The organism is Arthrobacter sp. LjRoot14 (assembly GCF_964253905.1).
GTDB lineage: Bacteria > Actinomycetota > Actinomycetes > Actinomycetales > Micrococcaceae > Arthrobacter.
The window spans coordinates 1,829,181-1,845,288 of record NZ_CAXURL020000001.1; the positions used below are offsets into that span (position 1 = coordinate 1,829,181).

The following is a 16,108-nucleotide window of genomic DNA, read 5'->3' on the forward strand; positions in this document are numbered from 1 at the left end:
CCGGCTGCGCTTAGGAAGCTGCGAGCGTGGCGTCCATGGTGATGTCGATGCTGGCCAGTGCACCTGAGACAGGGCAGCCGACCTTGGCTTCCCCGGCGATCTTCTGGAACTCCTCTTCCGAGATGCCCGGGATGGTGGCGTTCACCGTCAGGTGGCTCCCGGTGATGCCGGTGCCCGGCACGAAGGTTACATCGGCCTTGGTGTGGACCTCTTCAACGGTGAAGCCGGCCTGGCTGAGCGCCAGGCTGAACGCCATGGAGAAACAGGCCGAGTGCGCTGCGGCGATCAGCTCTTCGGGGCTGGTCTTGCCTTCGGACTGTTCCGCTCGGGCCTTCCACGTGACGGCGTAGGTGCCCAGTCCGGAGCTGTCCAGCGTGGTGTTGCCGGACCCCTCGAACAGGTCGCCGTTCCATACAGTGTGCGCGGTGCGTGTTGCTGCCATATCCACTCCTCAGCTTAGATTCAGATCCGGTTCGGGCTTCCGCGCGAACCTTCGCACCAATCCTATGGATTCGGGAGCCGCGGTGCACGGGCTGTCCGCTGTCAGAGGATTATGACCGTTCACGCCGGCGCCAGGGAGTTCGACGTCGGATCCCGGCGGGAACGACGACGGCGACGCCCCCTCGCCGGGAAGCGCCGCCGTCGTCGTCGGGCGTGTGGAGTCTTACTGCCAGAGAGTGGCGATCGCCACGTTCAGCAGGGCAAGGCCGCCCACGCTGTGCGCGAGGCCCTTGCTGATCGGCTCGTTCTTCTTGTATTTACGGCTGCCAATGAAGGCCAGTACGGCCACCGCAAGTGCGATGGCGAACTTGACGCCGAGCTTGGCGTAGTTTGCGTCCATGTCCAGGGCCGGGATGAGCCCCATCATGACGATGCCGGTGATGAGCTGCAGTGCGGCGCCGTCGAACTGGCGGGGATGCACCGTGGGCTTTTTCATGTTGCCGATCCAGATGCCGACAATCATGGCAGCGCCGATGATGTGGAGGAAGACCATGACGTTGTAAACGATGTTCATGGGCCCAGTCTAGCCAGTCGGTTCTACGCTTCGTAGTAAGCCCCGCGGAACGGAACGGCGACGATTTGGTAACCAAAACGTGGTCACCACGACAACGGCGGCGCAGGACCTCCGGTGTTGCCACCGGTGCCTGCGCCGCCGTTGTTTCGGTACTGCTTGTTACGTACCGTTTGTTCACTACTGGGGACTACAGTCCCAGGTCCGCCTCGAAGGCGCCGGCCTCAAGGCGGGCCTTGAGGGTCTGCAGGAAGCGTCCTGCGTCGGCGCCGTCCACCAGGCGGTGGTCGTACGTCAGGGAGAGGTACATCATGGAGCGGATGGCGATCGAGTCGTCACCGTTTTCGTCAGTGACCACCACGGGGCGCTTGACGATCGCACCCGTGCCCAGGATGCCGACCTGCGGCTGGTTGATGATCGGGGTGTCGAACAGGGCGCCAACGGAACCGATGTTGGTGATGCTGAACGTGCCGCCGGACAGCTCGTCCGGGCCGATCTTGCCGTCGCGGGTACGGTTTGCCACGTCGGCGATTTTCCCGGCCAGGCCGGCGAGGTTCAGGCTGCCGGCGTCGGAGATGACCGGAACAAGGAGGCCCTTGTCGGTGTCCACGGCGATAGCCAGGTGCTCGGCGTTGTGGTAGGTGATTTCCTGCTTGTCCTCGTCGTAGGCAGCGTTCACCTTCGGGTGCTGCTTCAGGGCCTCCGCGACTGCCTTGGCGATGAACGGCAGGAAGGTGAGCTTCACGCCGTTCTGGGCCTGGAAGGAGTTCTTGGCCTTGAGGCGCAGCTTGGCAATCTTGGTCATGTCCACTTCGTGGACCTGAGTCAGCTGGGTGGAGATGTCCAGGGACTCACGCATGCGGCGGGCAATGACCTGACGGATGCGCGGTGCCTTCTGCACGGTGCCGCGCAGTGACGATTCGGCTGCCGTCGGAGCAGAAGCCGGGGCAGCCTGCTTGGAAGCGGCCGGCGCTGCGGCGGCGGGAGCAGCCTTGGCCTCGGCGGCAGCGAGCACGTCCTGCTTGCGGATGCGTCCGCCCACGCCGGTGCCGGTCAGCGACGAGATATCCACGCCCTGCTGGTTGGCGAGCTTGCGCACCAGGGGAGTGACGTAGCCGGATTCGGCCGGGGCCGCGGATTCCGCCGCCGGTGCAGCCGGGGCCTCCTGCTTGGGAGCAGCCGGAGCTTCTTCCTTGGCGGGAGCGGCAGCCGGGGCTGCGGGAGCTGCGGCGGGGGCTTCCTGCTTCGGAGCCTCGGCAGCGGGCGCTTCCTGCTGGGGGGCCGGGGCTGCCGGAGCGGCGGCCGGGGCAGCAGCGCCGGAGCCGATAACGGCCAGAACGGAACCAACCTCGGCGGTCTCGTCCTCGTTGACGCGGATTTCCTGCAAGGTGCCGGCAACCGGGGACGGGATCTCGGTGTCCACCTTGTCGGTGGATACCTCGAGCAGCGGCTCGTCAACCTCGACGGAGTCGCCGACGGCCTTGAGCCAGCGCGTCACGGTGCCTTCGGTGACGGATTCGCCGAGGGCCGGAAGGGTTACTTCATGGCTTTCGCCGGAAGCTGCGGGGGCGGCCTCGGCGGCGGGGGCTTCAGCCGGTGCGGGCGCCTCGGTGGAGGGTGCCTCGGTGGAGGGTGCCTCTTCAGCGGCAGGTGCTTCTTCAGCCGGCGCCTGCTCTGCGGGGGCAGCTTCTTCGGAAGCGCCGGCGGAACCGGAGCCGTCACCGATGCGGACGAGCGGAGCGCCGACTTCGGCGGTCTCATCTTCGGCGACGAGGATTTCCTCAATCACGCCAGCAATCGGAGAGGGGATTTCGGTGTCTACTTTGTCGGTGGAAACCTCGAGCAGCGGCTCGTCCACCTCTACCCGGTCACCTACCTGCTTGAGCCAGCGGGTGACGGTTCCTTCGGTGACACTCTCACCGAGGGCGGGCAAGTTAACGGATTCAGACATGTCGTCCCCGTTCTCCTTATTGATCTTTAGTGCGGATGATTGCTGCCGTGTTCGAGCTTAGTGCACCCTGCGGATCATGCCGGGTGCACTAAGCTCAGGGTTCTTGCGGTGGTGCTGGCGGAGGTTTTAGCCGTGGAGGGCTTTGCCCGCCAGGGCGAGGTGGGCCTCGCCCAGGGCCTCGTTCTGGGTCGGGTGGGCGTGCAGCAGCTGTGCCACGTCCTCCGGGTATGCTTCCCAGTTCACGATCAGCTGGGCTTCGCCGATCTGCTCGCCCATGCGCGAACCGATCATGTGGACGCCCACCACGGGGCCGTCCTTCTGGCGGACCAGCTTGACGATGCCGCCGGTGCCCAGGATGGAGCTCTTGCCGTTGCCGGCGAGGTTGTACTCCTGCGTTTCCACCTGGTCGTCGCCGAACTTTTCCTTGGCAGCCTTTTCGGTGTAGCCCACGGTGGCGATTTCGGGTTCGGAGTAGGTGACCTTGGGGATGTTGACATCTTCAACGATGACCGGCTTCAGGCCGGCGATTTCTTCGGCCACGAAGATGCCCTGCTGGTAGCCGCGGTGGGCCAGCTGGACGCCCGGGACGATGTCGCCCACGGCGTAGACGTTGCCAACGCCGGTGTGCAGGCGTTCGTTGGTGATGACGAAGCCGCGGTCGATGGTGATGCCGGCTTCTTCGTAGCCAAGGTTGGCGGTGACCGGTCCGCGGCCGACGGCCACGAGGAGCAGGTCGGCTTCGAAGGTCTTGCCGTCAACGAGGGTGACCTTGACGCCGTCGTTGTTCTGCTCAACGCCCTGGAAGAAGACGCCGGTGGAGAACTTGATGCCGCGCTTCTTGAACGCACGCTCGAAGTTCTTGACGATTGCGGCGTCCTCGTTGGGGACCAGCGACGGCAGGCCCTCCACGATGGTGACGTCCACGCCGAAGGACTTCCAGACCGAGGCGAACTCGACGCCGATCACGCCGCCGCCCAGGATGATTGCGCTCTTGGGGATGTAATCCATGGTGAGGGCTTCGTCGGAGGTGATGACCTTGCCGCCGATTTCCAGGCCCGGCAGGGTGCGGGAGTAGGAGCCCGTGGCGAGAACGATGTTCTTGCCCTTGTAGGCGGTGCCGTTCACGACGACGGTGTCGGTGCCCTGGAGTTTGCCTTCACCTTCGATGACGGTGATGCCCTTGGACTTGATCAGGCCCTGCAGGCCCTTGAACTTGCCGGCGATGATGCCGTCTTTGTAAGCGTTGACAGCACTCATGTCGATGCTGTCCAGCGTGACGTTGACGCCGTACTTTGCGGAATCGCGGGCGTGGTCGGCGAGCTCGGCGGAGTGCAGGAGTGCCTTGGTGGGGATGCAGCCGTTGTGCAGGCAGGTGCCCCCGAGTTTCCCCTTCTCCACGAGGCCCACGGTGAGGCCAAGCTGAACGGCGCGGAGGGCGGTGGCGTATCCGCCGCTGCCACCACCGAGTACCAGGATGTCGAATTCTTGCGCAGTTGCCTGATCGGCCACTTAGACGCTCCCTCGCGTGAACGATGACACGAGAGTACGCATCATCTGGTCTTGGAACTTGCTCTGCCGTGATTATGCCAGCAGGCAGGTTCTCTTGCATTTGTGACTACCGCAGTTCACCTTAGCGAACCACTTATCCATGCTCCACCTTGTCACGGCGTTTGTGGAGCGCTTGTGTCGAGTGTCACGCGGCTTTGTGGCGGACGGATCATGACCCGCCACAAAGCCGCGAACTGCCTCACCGACCCTGCGGAGGGCCGGTGAGGCGGAGCCGGTTAAGCGGATGCCGCCAGTACGTCTTCCACGTAGGCCACCAGGGTGCGCACCGTGCAGCCGGTGCCCTGTTTCGGGGTGTAGCCGTAGGGGCTGCCGTTGTTAAAGGACGGGCCGGCGATGTCGATGTGGGCCCAGGGGATCTGCTCGCCGTCCTTGCCCTTGCCGACGAATTCACGCAGGAACACGGCAGCGGTCATCATGCCGCCGTGGCGCTCTCCGATGTTGGCCAGGTCCGCGACCTCGGAATCGATGCTGGCGCGGAGCTCTTCCGGCAGCGGCATCGGCCACACCAATTCGCCGGCGCGGTCGGCCGCGGCTTTGAGCGGGCCGGTGACGCTGTCCGAGCCCATGACGCCGGCCGTCCGATTGCCCAGTGCGATCAGCTGGGCGCCGGTGAGGGTGGCGACGTCGATAATGGCGTCCGGGTACTCCTGGCTGGCTGCCACGATTCCGTCGGCCATGACCAGCCGGCCTTCGGCATCCGTATTAAGGACCTCGACGGTTTTGCCGCCGAACATGGTGAGGACGTCCGCCGGGCGCTGCGCTGCCCCGGAGGGCATGTTCTCGGCAATGCACAGCCACGCTGTCGCCTTCACGGGAAGGCCCAGGCCGGCGATGGCCAGCACGGTATTAAGGACGACGGCGGCGCCCGCCATGTCGCTCTTCATGTCACCCATGCCAAGGGCGGGCTTGATGGATATTCCGCCGGTGTCAAAAGTGATGCCTTTGCCAACGAGCGCAATCTTGGCGGCTGCCTTGGACGGCGCGTATTCCACCTTGACCAGCCGCGGCTGCCTGGTGGACCCCTTGCCGACACCCATGATCCCGCCGAAGCCCTCCTTCTCGAGGCGCTTCTCGTCCCACACGGTCACTTTGACCGGCAGGCCCTTGGAGAGTTCCTTGGCGGCATCGGCAAAGGACTCCGGGAAGAGGTGGCTGGGCGGCTGGTTCACAAGTGAACGGGTTGCGTTGACTGCCTTCCCGATCAGGGCCGAGCGGTTCAGCAGGGGCTGCAGGTCCTTGTCGGCAGCGAAGTCGGTGAAGATCACCACGTTCTTCACTGGTTCCTTGCGGCCGTTGGCTTCCGAACGGTGTTCGGTGAACGAGTACGAACCCATGGCGGCGCCCTCGGCGATGGCCGCGACGTCGGCAGGGGACGCCGTCGGAAGCGCCAGCGTCACCGTGGTGAGACCGGCAAGCTGGCGGACTGCGGAACCGGCTGCGCGGCGCAGCGCCTCTTCCGTGAGTTTTCCGCCGGCGCCGGGCTTGCCGACCCCTGCGAGCACCAGGACGGAGGCGCCTGCTTCGGGAAGACCGGGCAGCCTGTGGACCTGGTCGGCCGCGCCGGTGAGGCCAAGAACCTTCAGGGACTCCGCGATGGCCTCGGCGGACTTGGCCGTCAGCGGGTTGTCCAGCAGCACGGGACCGTCGGGCCCCTGGGCCACGCCAATCACCAGGGCGTCCGCGGGCGACTTCTTAACGTCACGCGCAATGACGCTAAGTTTGATTTCAGTATTCTTGACCACGAGGATCAGTCCTCAATTCTCTGTGATTTTCGGCAGGAATCGCATGTTTGGCGCCCCGCCATGGAACAGGCCGTTGTCGGCTTGAGACGCAACCCGGTGTCTGCAAGGCGTGCGTAGGGCCAGTTCCGATCGTAGTCTCTCCGCCCCGGCCGCACTGAATCTGATGAGACCTGCAGCACATTGCCGGTGCGCGCCGCCGTGGCGGAATGCTTCGCCCGGCCGGTGCGTTGTAGAAAATATCCGGCGGATCTGCGCGGATCCCCCCACCCATAGTGTTGACGAACCCGCCTCCGCCGCCACTGCGAAAGGAACATGCCGTGCTTGAACGGATTTCCGGCTCCCTGCTGGACCCCGATGCTCTCTATGTGAGCAACGCAGAGCTGTTCGACAACCCGGAACTCCGCGGGCTCAATCTCGTGATGGGCTTCACGGGATTCGCGGACGCCGGTCACGTGGTCAAACAGATTACCGCCGAGCTGCTGGACACTCTCGAGTCGGAGGTCGTGGCCGCCTTTGATGCCGACCAGTTGATCGACTACCGCTCGCGCCGGCCGCACGTCACGTTCGTGGAGGACCACCTCCAGGACTACCAGGCCCCCAGCCTGGCCTTGTACCGGCTGGTTGACGGGCTGGGCAAGCCGTTCCTGTTCCTCGCCGGTTTCGAGCCGGACCTGCAGTGGGAGCGGTTCGCCCGCGCCGTCGTACGGATCGTCGAGCACCTTGATGTGAACCTGGTGACCTGGATCCACTCCATCCCGATGCCTGTTCCCCACACCCGGCCGGTGGGAGTCACCGTACACGGCAACCGCCCGGAGCTCATCGAAGGGATCTCGGTCTGGAAACCCACGGTGGAGGTGCCCGCGGCAGTGGGCCACATCCTTGAACTGCGCCTCACCGAAGCCGGTCGCAATATTGCCGGGTATGTCATCCACGTTCCGCATTACCTCGCTGAAGCCGAATACCCCAACGCAGCCGTGGCCGGCCTTGAGTATCTCGGTGCAGCGACGTCACTGATGCTGCCGACTGACCGCTTGCGGGAGGCCGGCCGCGAAGTGGGGCGCCAGATCGCCGAGCAGCTCGAGGCCTCCGAGGAAGTCCAGCAGGTGGTTTCACGCCTGGAGACCCGTTACGACGAGAAGGCCGAGGGCACGGTACGGCGGTCCTTGCTGGCCGATGAAAACGATGAACTGCCGAATGCTGATGCGCTGGGCGCCGCAGTGGAGGCCTATCTCGCCCGCGAAGAGCCCCGTCAATAAATAGGACTTATGCCGGCACCGGGCATAATGGAGACGTGACTGCACCGCGCGCCTGGCTCATCTGGACCGTCGGAATTTTTGCGTATCTGGTCGCAGTCAGCCAGCGCACCTCCTTTGGCGTGGTGGGACTCGAAGCGACAGAGCGGTTCCACGCCACCGCAGCGGAGATCTCGTTCTTTACGGTGCTTCAGCTGCTGGTCTACGCAGGGCTGCAGATCCCGGTGGGGGTCCTGGTTGACCGCCTGGGATCCCGGACCATGATTGCCGGGGGAGCAGTCCTGATGGGCCTTGGCCAGCTTCAGCTGGCCTTCGCGGACAACATTCCCGGCGGAGTGCTCGGCCGTGTGCTGGTGGGCGCAGGGGACGCGATGACGTTTATTTCAGTGATCCGGCTGATTCCGCTGTGGTTCGCTCCGGCGAGGGTGCCGCTCATTACGCAACTGACAGGAATGTCGGGCCAGCTGGGGCAGCTCTTCAGCGTTGTGCCGTTTGCCATGATCCTCCACTCGGCCGGCTGGACTCCTGCGTTCCTGACCCTTGCCGCGATGTCCGCGCTCGCAGTCGTCCTGGTGCTGGCCGTGCTGAAGGACCAGCCGCCGGGCCACCCCGCCACGGAAACCGGCCAGGGACTGAGGGCCACCGGCATCTCCCTGTCCAGCGCCTGGCGGCAGCCCGGCACCCGCCTGGGCCTATGGAGCCACTTCACGATCCAGTTCAGCGGCACGGTGTTTGCCATGACCTGGGGATACCCGTTCCTGATTTCCGCCCAGGGACTCGATACAGCCACGGTTGCGGGCCTGATGTCCGTCTACGTTGCCGCAGCCATTGCCGCCGGTCCGCTGATCGGCAGGTTCGTTTCCCGCCACCCCCTCCGCCGCTCCACAATGGTGCTCCTGATTGCAGCCACGACGGCGGCTGCCTGGGCCGCCGTGCTACTCATGCCGGGACGGTCTCCGCTCTGGATGCTCGCCGGCCTGGTGGTGGTGCTGGCCATCGGAGGTCCGGGTTCCATGATCGGGTTCGACTTTGCCCGCACCTTTAATCCGGCCCATCGAATCGGAACAGCCACCGGAATCGTGAACGTGGGCGGATTCATTGCAGCGCTCGTTGCCATCTACCTCGTCGGCCTCGTGCTTGACGTCCTCCACGCCACCGGCTTCTCCCAGGGAGAGCTGTACGGCCTCGATCCGTTCCGGATCGCGTTGAGCGTCCAGTTCGTGCTGATCGGCATCGGAGCCGCCGCCATCATCGCCACCCGGCGGAAGGTCCGGCGCCAGATGGCCGCCCAGGGCGTTGTTGTGCCGCCGCTGCTCAAAGCGCTCGCACAGCAGCGCCGGCGCAATCTGGAGCGACGCCGGGCTGATTAGGCGCTGTTTCCACATAGCAAAAGCGGGCTCTTAACCTCAGGCGCCGGCCGTACAAGTCTGGATGCATGACACCTCCAGAACGGCAGACTCCAGAACGACTCACCATCTCCGGCCCCGAGGACATCCTGGGCTTCATTCCGCACTCCCTTGGCTATTGGCCGGCCAACAGCCTGGTGGCCATGACCATGCAGGGCAAACGCCTGGGCGCCACCCTCCGCGTGGACTTGCCCCGATCCGATTCCGGCGCCGGGCTGCGCCGTTTTGCGCGCACTGTCAGGGACTACCTGGAAGCGGACCATGACGCCGACGGCACCCTGCTGGTGCTTTTCAGCAACGAGGGATGGTCTGAGGGCCCGGATGCTGCTCCCGGCACGCTCCCCTCCGGGGAGCCGGCGGAGAGCACGTTGGCGTGCCTGTTGGTGGAGCTGGAGGTCGAGCTGGAATTATCCGGGCGTCCTGTCCGTGACGCCTGGTATGTGGGGGAGGCCTTCTGGCGGAACGCGTATTGCCTTGATGCGTCCTGCTGCCCGTTTCCGGGGCGCCCGGTGGACGAGATCAGGGACAGCAGGCTGAACGCCGAGATGGTCTTCCGGGGGAGCAGCGTGGGAGAGGACCCGTCCGCCGCAGCAGTTGCCCCGCCGACGGCGGCGCAGGCCGACGCGGCCGTGCTGGAATCGGAAGAGCGGTGGGCAAGGGAACTTGCGGCGCTGCGGGGGAGCCGGTCCCAGTTCGCGAAGGTTCTGGATGTCTGGGATTGCGTGCTGGCGGCTGAAGCAGGGTGGCAGCTTCCGGCCGGGCTGGCCGGGTACCTCCGCGCTTCCCTTCGCGTCCCCCACTGGCGTGACGCTGTGCTGGTGATGAGTGCGGCGGGCCGGCAGGCCGCGGACCAGGGCGCCGAGGACTTCGGGATCCTCCAGCCGCACGGCGACCTGCCGGTGGTGACACCGCCCCTGGGCGGACTGCCGGCGGCGGCCCCGGCAGAGGATGCTGCATACCCGGTTCCCGGCTACGGGGATGTACTGCTGGGGCTGGCGCCGGCTTCCCCCCGCTGGGACCGGATGCGGACACTGGAGGTCATCCTGCGGCAGCTCGGTGCGGCCGGCGGGGGCGAAGGCGGTGCGGCCACCCTGACAGGACGCGGCTGGATCGAATGGTGCCGCGGCAGGGGCTCGTTTGCGCACGCGCTGTTGGACCAGGCCGTCGCTGCGCACCCCGGATACCGGCTGGCTGAACTTCTATCCGAACTTGTCAGTCGGGGCACGCTGTGTGGGTGGGCCGGACGCCGTGACGCCGCCTGGCAGAAGTTTGAAACGGATGCTGCCTAGTGGCTCCGGTTCTGCGCGCGTGAGGCCCGGCAGGAAGCGGCCGCCCGGCAGAAACATTCGGGCGTGCTCGCCGCCATGAGGCGCCGATTGGGAAAATCATGAGACAATGGATGCCGAGACCCGGTTGGGTCCGTGAATCAAGTGCATGTAGTGATGCCCGGAAACGGGAACATTACGGCCGCTCCGGCAGTTCTACTTAGTGACTCTGCCGGCCGCGATCGCACCTGATGTGAATCACGGACTTGACAGGGTCATAGTGGTGTTGCCCGCATGGTGATTCCACAGACCGCCGCTAGAAAGGTTTTCTGTGACCCCGTCTTCCGCGAAGAAGGAACCCGCCGACCAGGCCGAATTGTCCCCTGAGGAGAAGAAGGCGGCGACGAGCGCCAAGCGTGCCGCCACGCGTGCAGCCAATAAGGCTGTCAAAGATGCTGCTTCCGCCGAGGGCGGCGCCCCGGCGAAGCCCGAGCCCAAAAAGCGTGGACCCAAGCCCGGCGCCAAGGCTGCCGCTGAGGCAGGCAAGACGCGCACGTCGGACGACGACGATACAGAGGATGTCGAGCTGGATGAAGATCTGGACGACGTGACTCCGGATCCGTCCGAGCTAACTGAGGAGGAAGCCGCCAGCAAGACCGGTGCCGCCGCCACCGGCACCGGCTTCGTGTACTCCGATGCCGATGACGACGACGCCCCGGTCCAGCAGGTCATGTCGGCCGGCGCCACCGCCGACCCCGTCAAGGACTACCTGAAGCAGATCGGCAAGGTTGCCCTGCTGAACGCTGAACAGGAAGTGGACCTTGCCCTCCGCATCGAGGCGGGCTTGTTCGCCGAAGAGAAGATCGCGGCGGACGACGGGTCCATGGATCCGAAGCTCAAGCGCGAGCTGGAATTCGTCATCCACGACGGCAAGCGCGCCAAGAACCACCTGCTGGAGGCAAACCTCCGTCTCGTTGTCTCGCTGGCCAAACGCTACACCGGCCGCGGCATGCTGTTCCTTGACCTCATCCAGGAAGGCAACTTGGGCCTCATCCGTGCAGTCGAGAAGTTTGACTACACCAAGGGCTTCAAGTTCTCCACCTACGCCACATGGTGGATCCGCCAGGCCATTACCCGTGCCATGGCCGACCAGGCCCGCACCATCCGTATCCCGGTGCACATGGTGGAAGTCATCAACAAGCTGGCCCGTGTCCAGCGCCAGATGCTGCAGGACCTCGGCCGCGAACCTACGCCCGAGGAGCTGGCCCTCGAACTGGACATGACCCCCGAGAAGGTCGTGGAAGTCCAGAAGTACGGCCGCGAGCCGATCTCGCTGCACACCCCCCTGGGCGAGGACGGCGACTCCGAGTTCGGTGACCTTATCGAGGACTCCGAGGCTGTGGTTCCTGCCGACGCGGTCAGCTTCACCCTGCTGCAGGAGCAGCTGCACTCGGTGCTGGACACCTTGTCCGAGCGCGAAGCCGGCGTGGTCGCCATGCGGTTCGGCCTCACCGACGGACAGCCGAAGACTTTAGACGAAATCGGCAAGGTCTACGGAGTGACGCGCGAGCGTATCCGCCAGATCGAATCCAAGACGATGTCCAAGCTGCGGCACCCGTCCCGGTCCCAGGTCCTGCGAGACTACCTGGACTAGGCGACGCTGCCCCAACTGGAGCGGCCGGCGTTTGCCCGGCCGCTCCAGGGTCAGTCACTGCGAAAGGCCCCGCCGATGGCGGGGCCTTTCGCATGACATGGCTTCGTGTGGAACACGCTGGCAAGCAAACAGGGCCCCTCCCAAGCGGAGGAGCCCTGTTTTGTCATCAGAGAGCTGCTTAGTCCACCGATACCGTGGGCTTCTCGTGGAGCCGGCCGGTCTCGTCGTGCCAGCCGGAACTCAGCGGCTTGAGCGTCGCTTCGACAGCCCGAGCGTGGTGGCCGCAGAAGAGCAGCTCCCCGCCGGAGGACTCGAGAACAACCCGGACGTACGCCTGTGCTCCGCAACGATCGCACCGGTCCAGTGCGTTGAGCGTGCGGTCCGCAACTGCTGTTGTCATTTCGGCCTCCTTAGTAGATCTGTATATCTATATAACCAGCATTCGTAGCAAAACCATGACAAGGATGGATCACTTTCGCTGTGCGCGTATCACCGTTCCGTAACGGGGTTTGCCGATCATGCCCGCTGCTGGAGTGGCTGGCGGGCGGCCCGGCGCGGGCCGACTAACCTAGGAAGAGCGTCAAAAGCATTAGTTGTCCGTCACTGAAGGAGTTCACAACCCGTGGCACCAAGTTCTGATTACACCGCCCGGCACCTGTCTGTACTGGAAGGCCTTGAGGCCGTCCGCAAGCGCCCGGGCATGTACATCGGTTCCACCGACTCCCGCGGCTTGATGCACTGCCTGTGGGAGATCATCGACAACTCCGTCGACGAGGCACTGGCCGGGTTTGGGCACGACATCAAGATCATCCTGCATGCCGACAACTCGGTAGAGATCCACGATGACGGACGAGGCATCCCCATTGATGTTGAACCCAAGACCGGACTGACCGGCGTCGAAGTGGTCTTCACCAAGCTGCACGCCGGCGGCAAGTTCGGCGGCGGCTCCTACACGGCGTCCGGCGGCCTGCACGGCGTGGGCGCTTCGGTGGTCAATGCGCTGTCCTCCCGGCTGGACGTGGAAGTGGACCGCGGCGGGAAAACGTACAAAATGTCCTTCCGGCGCGGCGAACCCGGGCGGTTCAAGGACCCGGGCACGAAGCCCGATCCGGCGGCGGCATTCGAACCGTTCGTCAATGACTCTGTCCTCGACGTTGTGGGCAAGGCCAAGCGCGGCGTTACCGGCACCCGGATCCGCTACTGGGCCGACCGCCAGATCTTCACCCCGGACGCCAAATTCTCCTATGACGAGCTGGCCGCCCGGGCCCGGCAGACGTCGTTCCTTATCCCGGGCCTGAAACTTACGGTCCGCGATCAGCGGCGGATTCCGGGCACCCCGGGCGAGCTCGTCGGCCACGAGGAAATCTTCCACCACGACGGCGGCATCTCCGAGTTCGTGGATTACCTCGCAGCGGATCCTGCGCTCACGGACACCTGGCGGCTGCACGGCTCGGGGAAGTTCAAGGAAACCGTTCCGGTCCTGGACGAGCGTGGACACAGCCAGTTGGCCGAGGTGGAGCGCGACTGTGAAGTGGACGTGGCCCTCCGCTGGGGAATCGGCTACGACAGCACCGTCCGCAGCTTCGTCAACATCATCTCCACGCCCAAGGGCGGGACGCACCAGTCCGGTTTTGAGCAGGCACTGGTGAAGACCTTCCGGAAGGCCGTGGAGGCGAACGCCCGCAAGCTCAAGGCGGGCAACGACAAGATCGAAAAGGATGACATTTTCGCGGGTCTGACCGCCGTGCTGACAGTGCGCCTGGCTGAGCCGCAGTTCGAAGGCCAGACCAAGGAAATCCTTGGCACGTCCGCTGTCCGCGCCATTGTTGCCCGGGTGGTGGAGAAGGAGATCAACGCGAAGCTGAACTCGGCTAACCGCAATGACAAGGCGCAGTCCGCGCTCCTCCTGGAGAAAATCGTCAGCGAGATGAAGTCCCGCATCTCGGCGCGCGTCCACAAGGAGACGCAGCGCCGGAAAAACGCACTGGAGACGTCGTCGATGCCCACGAAGCTCGCCGATTGCCGCACCGATGACGTGGCCCGCTCGGAATTGTTCATTGTGGAGGGCGATTCCGCCCTGGGTACCGCAAAGCTGGCGCGGTCCTCGGACTTCCAGGCACTGCTGCCGATCCGAGGCAAGATCCTCAATGTCCAGAAGGCCTCAGTGGGGGACATGCTGTCCAACGCCGAGTGCGCGGCGCTGATCCAGGTGGTGGGTGCAGGGTCCGGGCGCAGCTTCGACATCACTGCCGCACGCTACGGCAAGGTGATCCTCATGACGGACGCCGATGTGGACGGCGCCCACATCCGCACTCTGCTCCTCACCCTCTTCTTCCGCTACATGCGGCCCATGATCGATGAGGGCAGGGTGTTCGCCGCCGTGCCGCCGCTGCACCGGGTGGAGGTGATCAATGCCGGGCAGAAGGCCAACGAGATGATCTACACCTACTCCGAGGCCGAACTCCACGTCCTGCTGGCCAAGCTGGCCAAGGACGGGAAGCGCTACAAGGAGCCCATCCAGCGCTACAAGGGCCTGGGCGAAATGGATGCTGAACAGCTGGCGGAGACCACCATGGACCCGCGCCACCGGACACTTCGCAAGGTGGGGATCGAAAACGCCAAACAGGCGGAGGAAACCTTCGACCTGCTGATGGGCTCCGATGTCGCGCCGCGCAAGGACTTCATCATCGCCGGGGCTGCGGGCCTGGACCGGGAGCGGATCGACGCCTGACGCCAGGGGCGGCCCGTATGCCTGCTAGCCGAGCAGCCCCGGGACGATCAGCAGTGCTGTGGGCAGCGCCAGCAATAGCAGGCAGCCTGCCAGGACAAGGCCCCGCAGCGGCGCCGGCAGCGGGTCCTTGGGGGAGAGCAACCGGCTGACCCTGGATGCCGTGGTGCCGGCAGAACCGGCACCGCCGGAGGCTCCCTGGATGCCGCCGTCGATAATTCCGTCTGCTGCCGACGGAAGTCCGGCGCCGTTGAACCCCACCCGGCTGGCGGGAACACCGCTTGGTCCACTGGCAACAATGGCAATGGCCTTGATCAGGGTGGCTTTGCTTTCGGTCTTCAGTGCGACGTCGTCAGCAAGCATTTCGATCAGTGAGCTCACTGCTTCCTGGGCAAGGCGTGTGGTCGGAAGCCAGGGGAGGGCCTGGCGCCACGCCGCGAAAGCCCACAGCAGGAGGTGGTGGCGCTGGCTCAGGTGGGCGTTTTCGTGGATCAGTACGGCCCGAAGCTCTGCGGGCTCCAGCGCCGCCATCAGGCCGTCGCTCAGGACCGTGACGGAGCGGGCGCCGCCGGGGAGGCAGTACGCCACGGGAGAATCGTGGTTGATGACCACGGTTCCCGGACCGTCCGTGGACGGTGACGCCAGCAGCGCCAGGAGTTCGCGGTGGCGCCTGCGCTGGCGTTCGATCCGGTAGTAGGTCAGCAGCAGCGTAAAGACGAGGTGCGCGGTGAGTAGGGCCGCCGCCGACAGCGCGAAAAGGTGCCAGAACCCCAGCGCCGTCGTGGGGGCATTGAAAAGGACCATGTCGGCCAGTCCGCGCAGTCCGGCCAGGAGATTGTCACCGATCGGCTCGAGCCCGTAAACCAGCATGGCGCCGATCATTGACAGGCCGCCGGCGAGGCCGATCGCCTGCCAGAGCAGCATGGCGGTAAAGGGTGACCGGGCCGGCCATTGCGCACGCGAAAGAAGGATAGGCACCGGCCACGCCAGGACTATCGCCAGGACCGCCAGCAAATATGAGGTCCAGAACATGCGCTATTAGATGTGGCCAAGCAGTTTGCGCAGCGTTTCGGCTTCACTTTCGGTGACGGACCCAATAAAGCGGGCGAGGACAGCTTCGCGGTCCGGTGCCGAGCCCAGAACCTCATGCATGAGTTCGGCGGTATGGTCCGCCCGGCTGGATACTGCCTGATAGCGGTGGGGACGTGTGCCGCGTTCGCGTTCCACAAGCCCCTTTTTCTCCAGGCGTGACAGCACAGTCAGGACCGTGGTCACGGCGAGGTCCTTGCCTTCGTGGCCGGCGGTGCCGCCCTGGGCCTGGGTGGTCTGCGCCAGCAGGTCCCTCAGGGTGTTTGCGGTGGCCGCTTCCTGGCCTGCCCAGAGCAGATCCATCACTGCCCGTTCCAGTTCACCAAGACTTGCCATTCCGTACATCCTTCTTAACGTTTCGATCCGCGAAGCCGGAGCGGCCTTCGCGGAACGTGGTTCGAATACTTAAGTTCTAAATTTACCTCTTTTTGGAGATTCT

The 16,108-nt window shown here is 64.9% G+C and carries 13 protein-coding genes; 5 read left to right on the forward strand and 8 right to left on the reverse strand.

From position 1 onward, the window contains the following. Nucleotides 1–10 precede the first annotated feature (10 nt). From ACSQ12_RS08245 to ACSQ12_RS08265, 5 genes are all read right to left on the reverse strand, one after another. Nucleotides 11–442: an OsmC family protein gene (locus tag ACSQ12_RS08245; RefSeq protein WP_011691469.1), complete on the reverse strand. Its 432-nt coding sequence runs from the start codon at nucleotides 440–442 to the stop codon at nucleotides 11–13. A 222-nt stretch (nucleotides 443–664) separates the two neighbouring features. Beyond that, a complete protein-coding gene (locus ACSQ12_RS08250; RefSeq protein ID WP_209745925.1) occupies nucleotides 665–1,015 on the reverse strand; it encodes a hypothetical protein in 351 nt (116 codons plus the stop codon). A 187-nt stretch (nucleotides 1,016–1,202) separates the two neighbouring features. Next, entirely contained in the window at nucleotides 1,203–2,963 is a 1,761-nt protein-coding gene (gene sucB, locus ACSQ12_RS08255) for a 2-oxoglutarate dehydrogenase, E2 component, dihydrolipoamide succinyltransferase (protein WP_436065001.1), read from the reverse strand. Nucleotides 2,964–3,089: 126 nt separating this feature from the next. After that, nucleotides 3,090–4,472 (reverse strand): dihydrolipoyl dehydrogenase, encoded by a 1,383-nt coding sequence (gene lpdA, locus ACSQ12_RS08260; protein ID WP_028270850.1) that lies wholly within the window; start codon nucleotides 4,470–4,472, stop codon nucleotides 3,090–3,092. A gap of 275 nt (nucleotides 4,473–4,747) precedes the next feature. After that, nucleotides 4,748–6,274: a leucyl aminopeptidase gene (locus ACSQ12_RS08265; RefSeq protein WP_436065002.1), complete on the reverse strand. Its 1,527-nt coding sequence runs from the start codon at nucleotides 6,272–6,274 to the stop codon at nucleotides 4,748–4,750. Nucleotides 6,275–6,591: 317 nt separating this feature from the next. Between ACSQ12_RS08265 and ACSQ12_RS08270 the strand changes: the two genes are divergently transcribed. The 4 genes from ACSQ12_RS08270 to ACSQ12_RS08285 all read left to right on the forward strand — a co-directional run bounded on the left by ACSQ12_RS08270 (nucleotide 6,592) and on the right by ACSQ12_RS08285 (nucleotide 11,852). Beyond that, nucleotides 6,592–7,530 (forward strand): proteasome assembly chaperone family protein, encoded by a 939-nt coding sequence (locus ACSQ12_RS08270; RefSeq protein ID WP_436065003.1) that lies wholly within the window; start codon nucleotides 6,592–6,594, stop codon nucleotides 7,528–7,530. Between the two features lie 35 nt (nucleotides 7,531–7,565). Continuing rightward, the gene (locus ACSQ12_RS08275) at nucleotides 7,566–8,897 is read left to right on the forward strand and encodes an MFS transporter (RefSeq protein WP_436065004.1); all 1,332 of its coding nucleotides are present in this window, start codon (nucleotides 7,566–7,568) and stop codon (nucleotides 8,895–8,897) included. Between the two features lie 65 nt (nucleotides 8,898–8,962). Beyond that, nucleotides 8,963–10,222 carry a DUF4192 family protein gene (locus ACSQ12_RS08280; protein WP_436065005.1) on the forward strand — a complete coding sequence of 420 codons (1,260 nt, stop codon included), beginning with the start codon at nucleotides 8,963–8,965 and terminating at the stop codon, nucleotides 10,220–10,222. A gap of 307 nt (nucleotides 10,223–10,529) precedes the next feature. Then, nucleotides 10,530–11,852: an RNA polymerase sigma factor gene (locus ACSQ12_RS08285; RefSeq protein ID WP_209745916.1), complete on the forward strand. Its 1,323-nt coding sequence runs from the start codon at nucleotides 10,530–10,532 to the stop codon at nucleotides 11,850–11,852. Between the two features lie 178 nt (nucleotides 11,853–12,030). Here ACSQ12_RS08285 and ACSQ12_RS08290 read toward each other — a convergent pair whose 3' ends face one another. Continuing rightward, on the reverse strand, nucleotides 12,031–12,252 hold the full coding sequence (locus tag ACSQ12_RS08290) for a DUF7455 domain-containing protein (protein ID WP_209745915.1): 222 nt from the start codon (nucleotides 12,250–12,252) through the stop codon (nucleotides 12,031–12,033). A gap of 222 nt (nucleotides 12,253–12,474) precedes the next feature. On the opposite strand from ACSQ12_RS08290, the gene ACSQ12_RS08295 reads away from it, so the two are divergent. After that, the gene (locus ACSQ12_RS08295) at nucleotides 12,475–14,583 is read left to right on the forward strand and encodes a DNA gyrase/topoisomerase IV subunit B (RefSeq protein WP_436065006.1); all 2,109 of its coding nucleotides are present in this window, start codon (nucleotides 12,475–12,477) and stop codon (nucleotides 14,581–14,583) included. A gap of 24 nt (nucleotides 14,584–14,607) precedes the next feature. On the opposite strand, the gene ACSQ12_RS08300 is transcribed toward ACSQ12_RS08295, so the two are convergent. Together ACSQ12_RS08300 and ACSQ12_RS08305 are read right to left on the reverse strand one after the other, a co-directional pair. After that, complete coding sequence (locus ACSQ12_RS08300; RefSeq protein ID WP_436065007.1) at nucleotides 14,608–15,612, reverse strand: M56 family metallopeptidase; 1,005 nt, start codon at nucleotides 15,610–15,612, stop codon at nucleotides 14,608–14,610. Between the two features lie 6 nt (nucleotides 15,613–15,618). Next, a complete protein-coding gene (locus ACSQ12_RS08305) occupies nucleotides 15,619–16,005 on the reverse strand; it encodes a BlaI/MecI/CopY family transcriptional regulator (protein ID WP_209745912.1) in 387 nt (128 codons plus the stop codon). Between the last annotated feature and the right edge of the window lie 103 nt (nucleotides 16,006–16,108).

Excerpts from the sequence above, each read along its gene's own strand:
- ACSQ12_RS08300 (WP_436065007.1), bottom strand. The coding sequence starts at position 15,612 with ATGTTCTGGACCTCATATTTGCTGGCGGTCCTGGCGATAGTCCTGGCG.
- ACSQ12_RS08250 (WP_209745925.1), bottom strand. The coding sequence starts at position 1,015 with ATGAACATCGTTTACAACGTCATGGTCTTCCTCCACATCATCGGCGCT.
- ACSQ12_RS08305 (WP_209745912.1), bottom strand. The coding sequence starts at position 16,005 with ATGGCAAGTCTTGGTGAACTGGAACGGGCAGTGATGGATCTGCTCTGG.
- ACSQ12_RS08245 (WP_011691469.1), bottom strand. The coding sequence starts at position 442 with ATGGCAGCAACACGCACCGCGCACACTGTATGGAACGGCGACCTGTTC.
- ACSQ12_RS08290 (WP_209745915.1), bottom strand. The coding sequence starts at position 12,252 with ATGACAACAGCAGTTGCGGACCGCACGCTCAACGCACTGGACCGGTGC.
- ACSQ12_RS08280 (WP_436065005.1), top strand. The coding sequence starts at position 8,963 with ATGACACCTCCAGAACGGCAGACTCCAGAACGACTCACCATCTCCGGC.
- sucB (WP_436065001.1), bottom strand. The coding sequence starts at position 2,963 with ATGTCTGAATCCGTTAACTTGCCCGCCCTCGGTGAGAGTGTCACCGAA.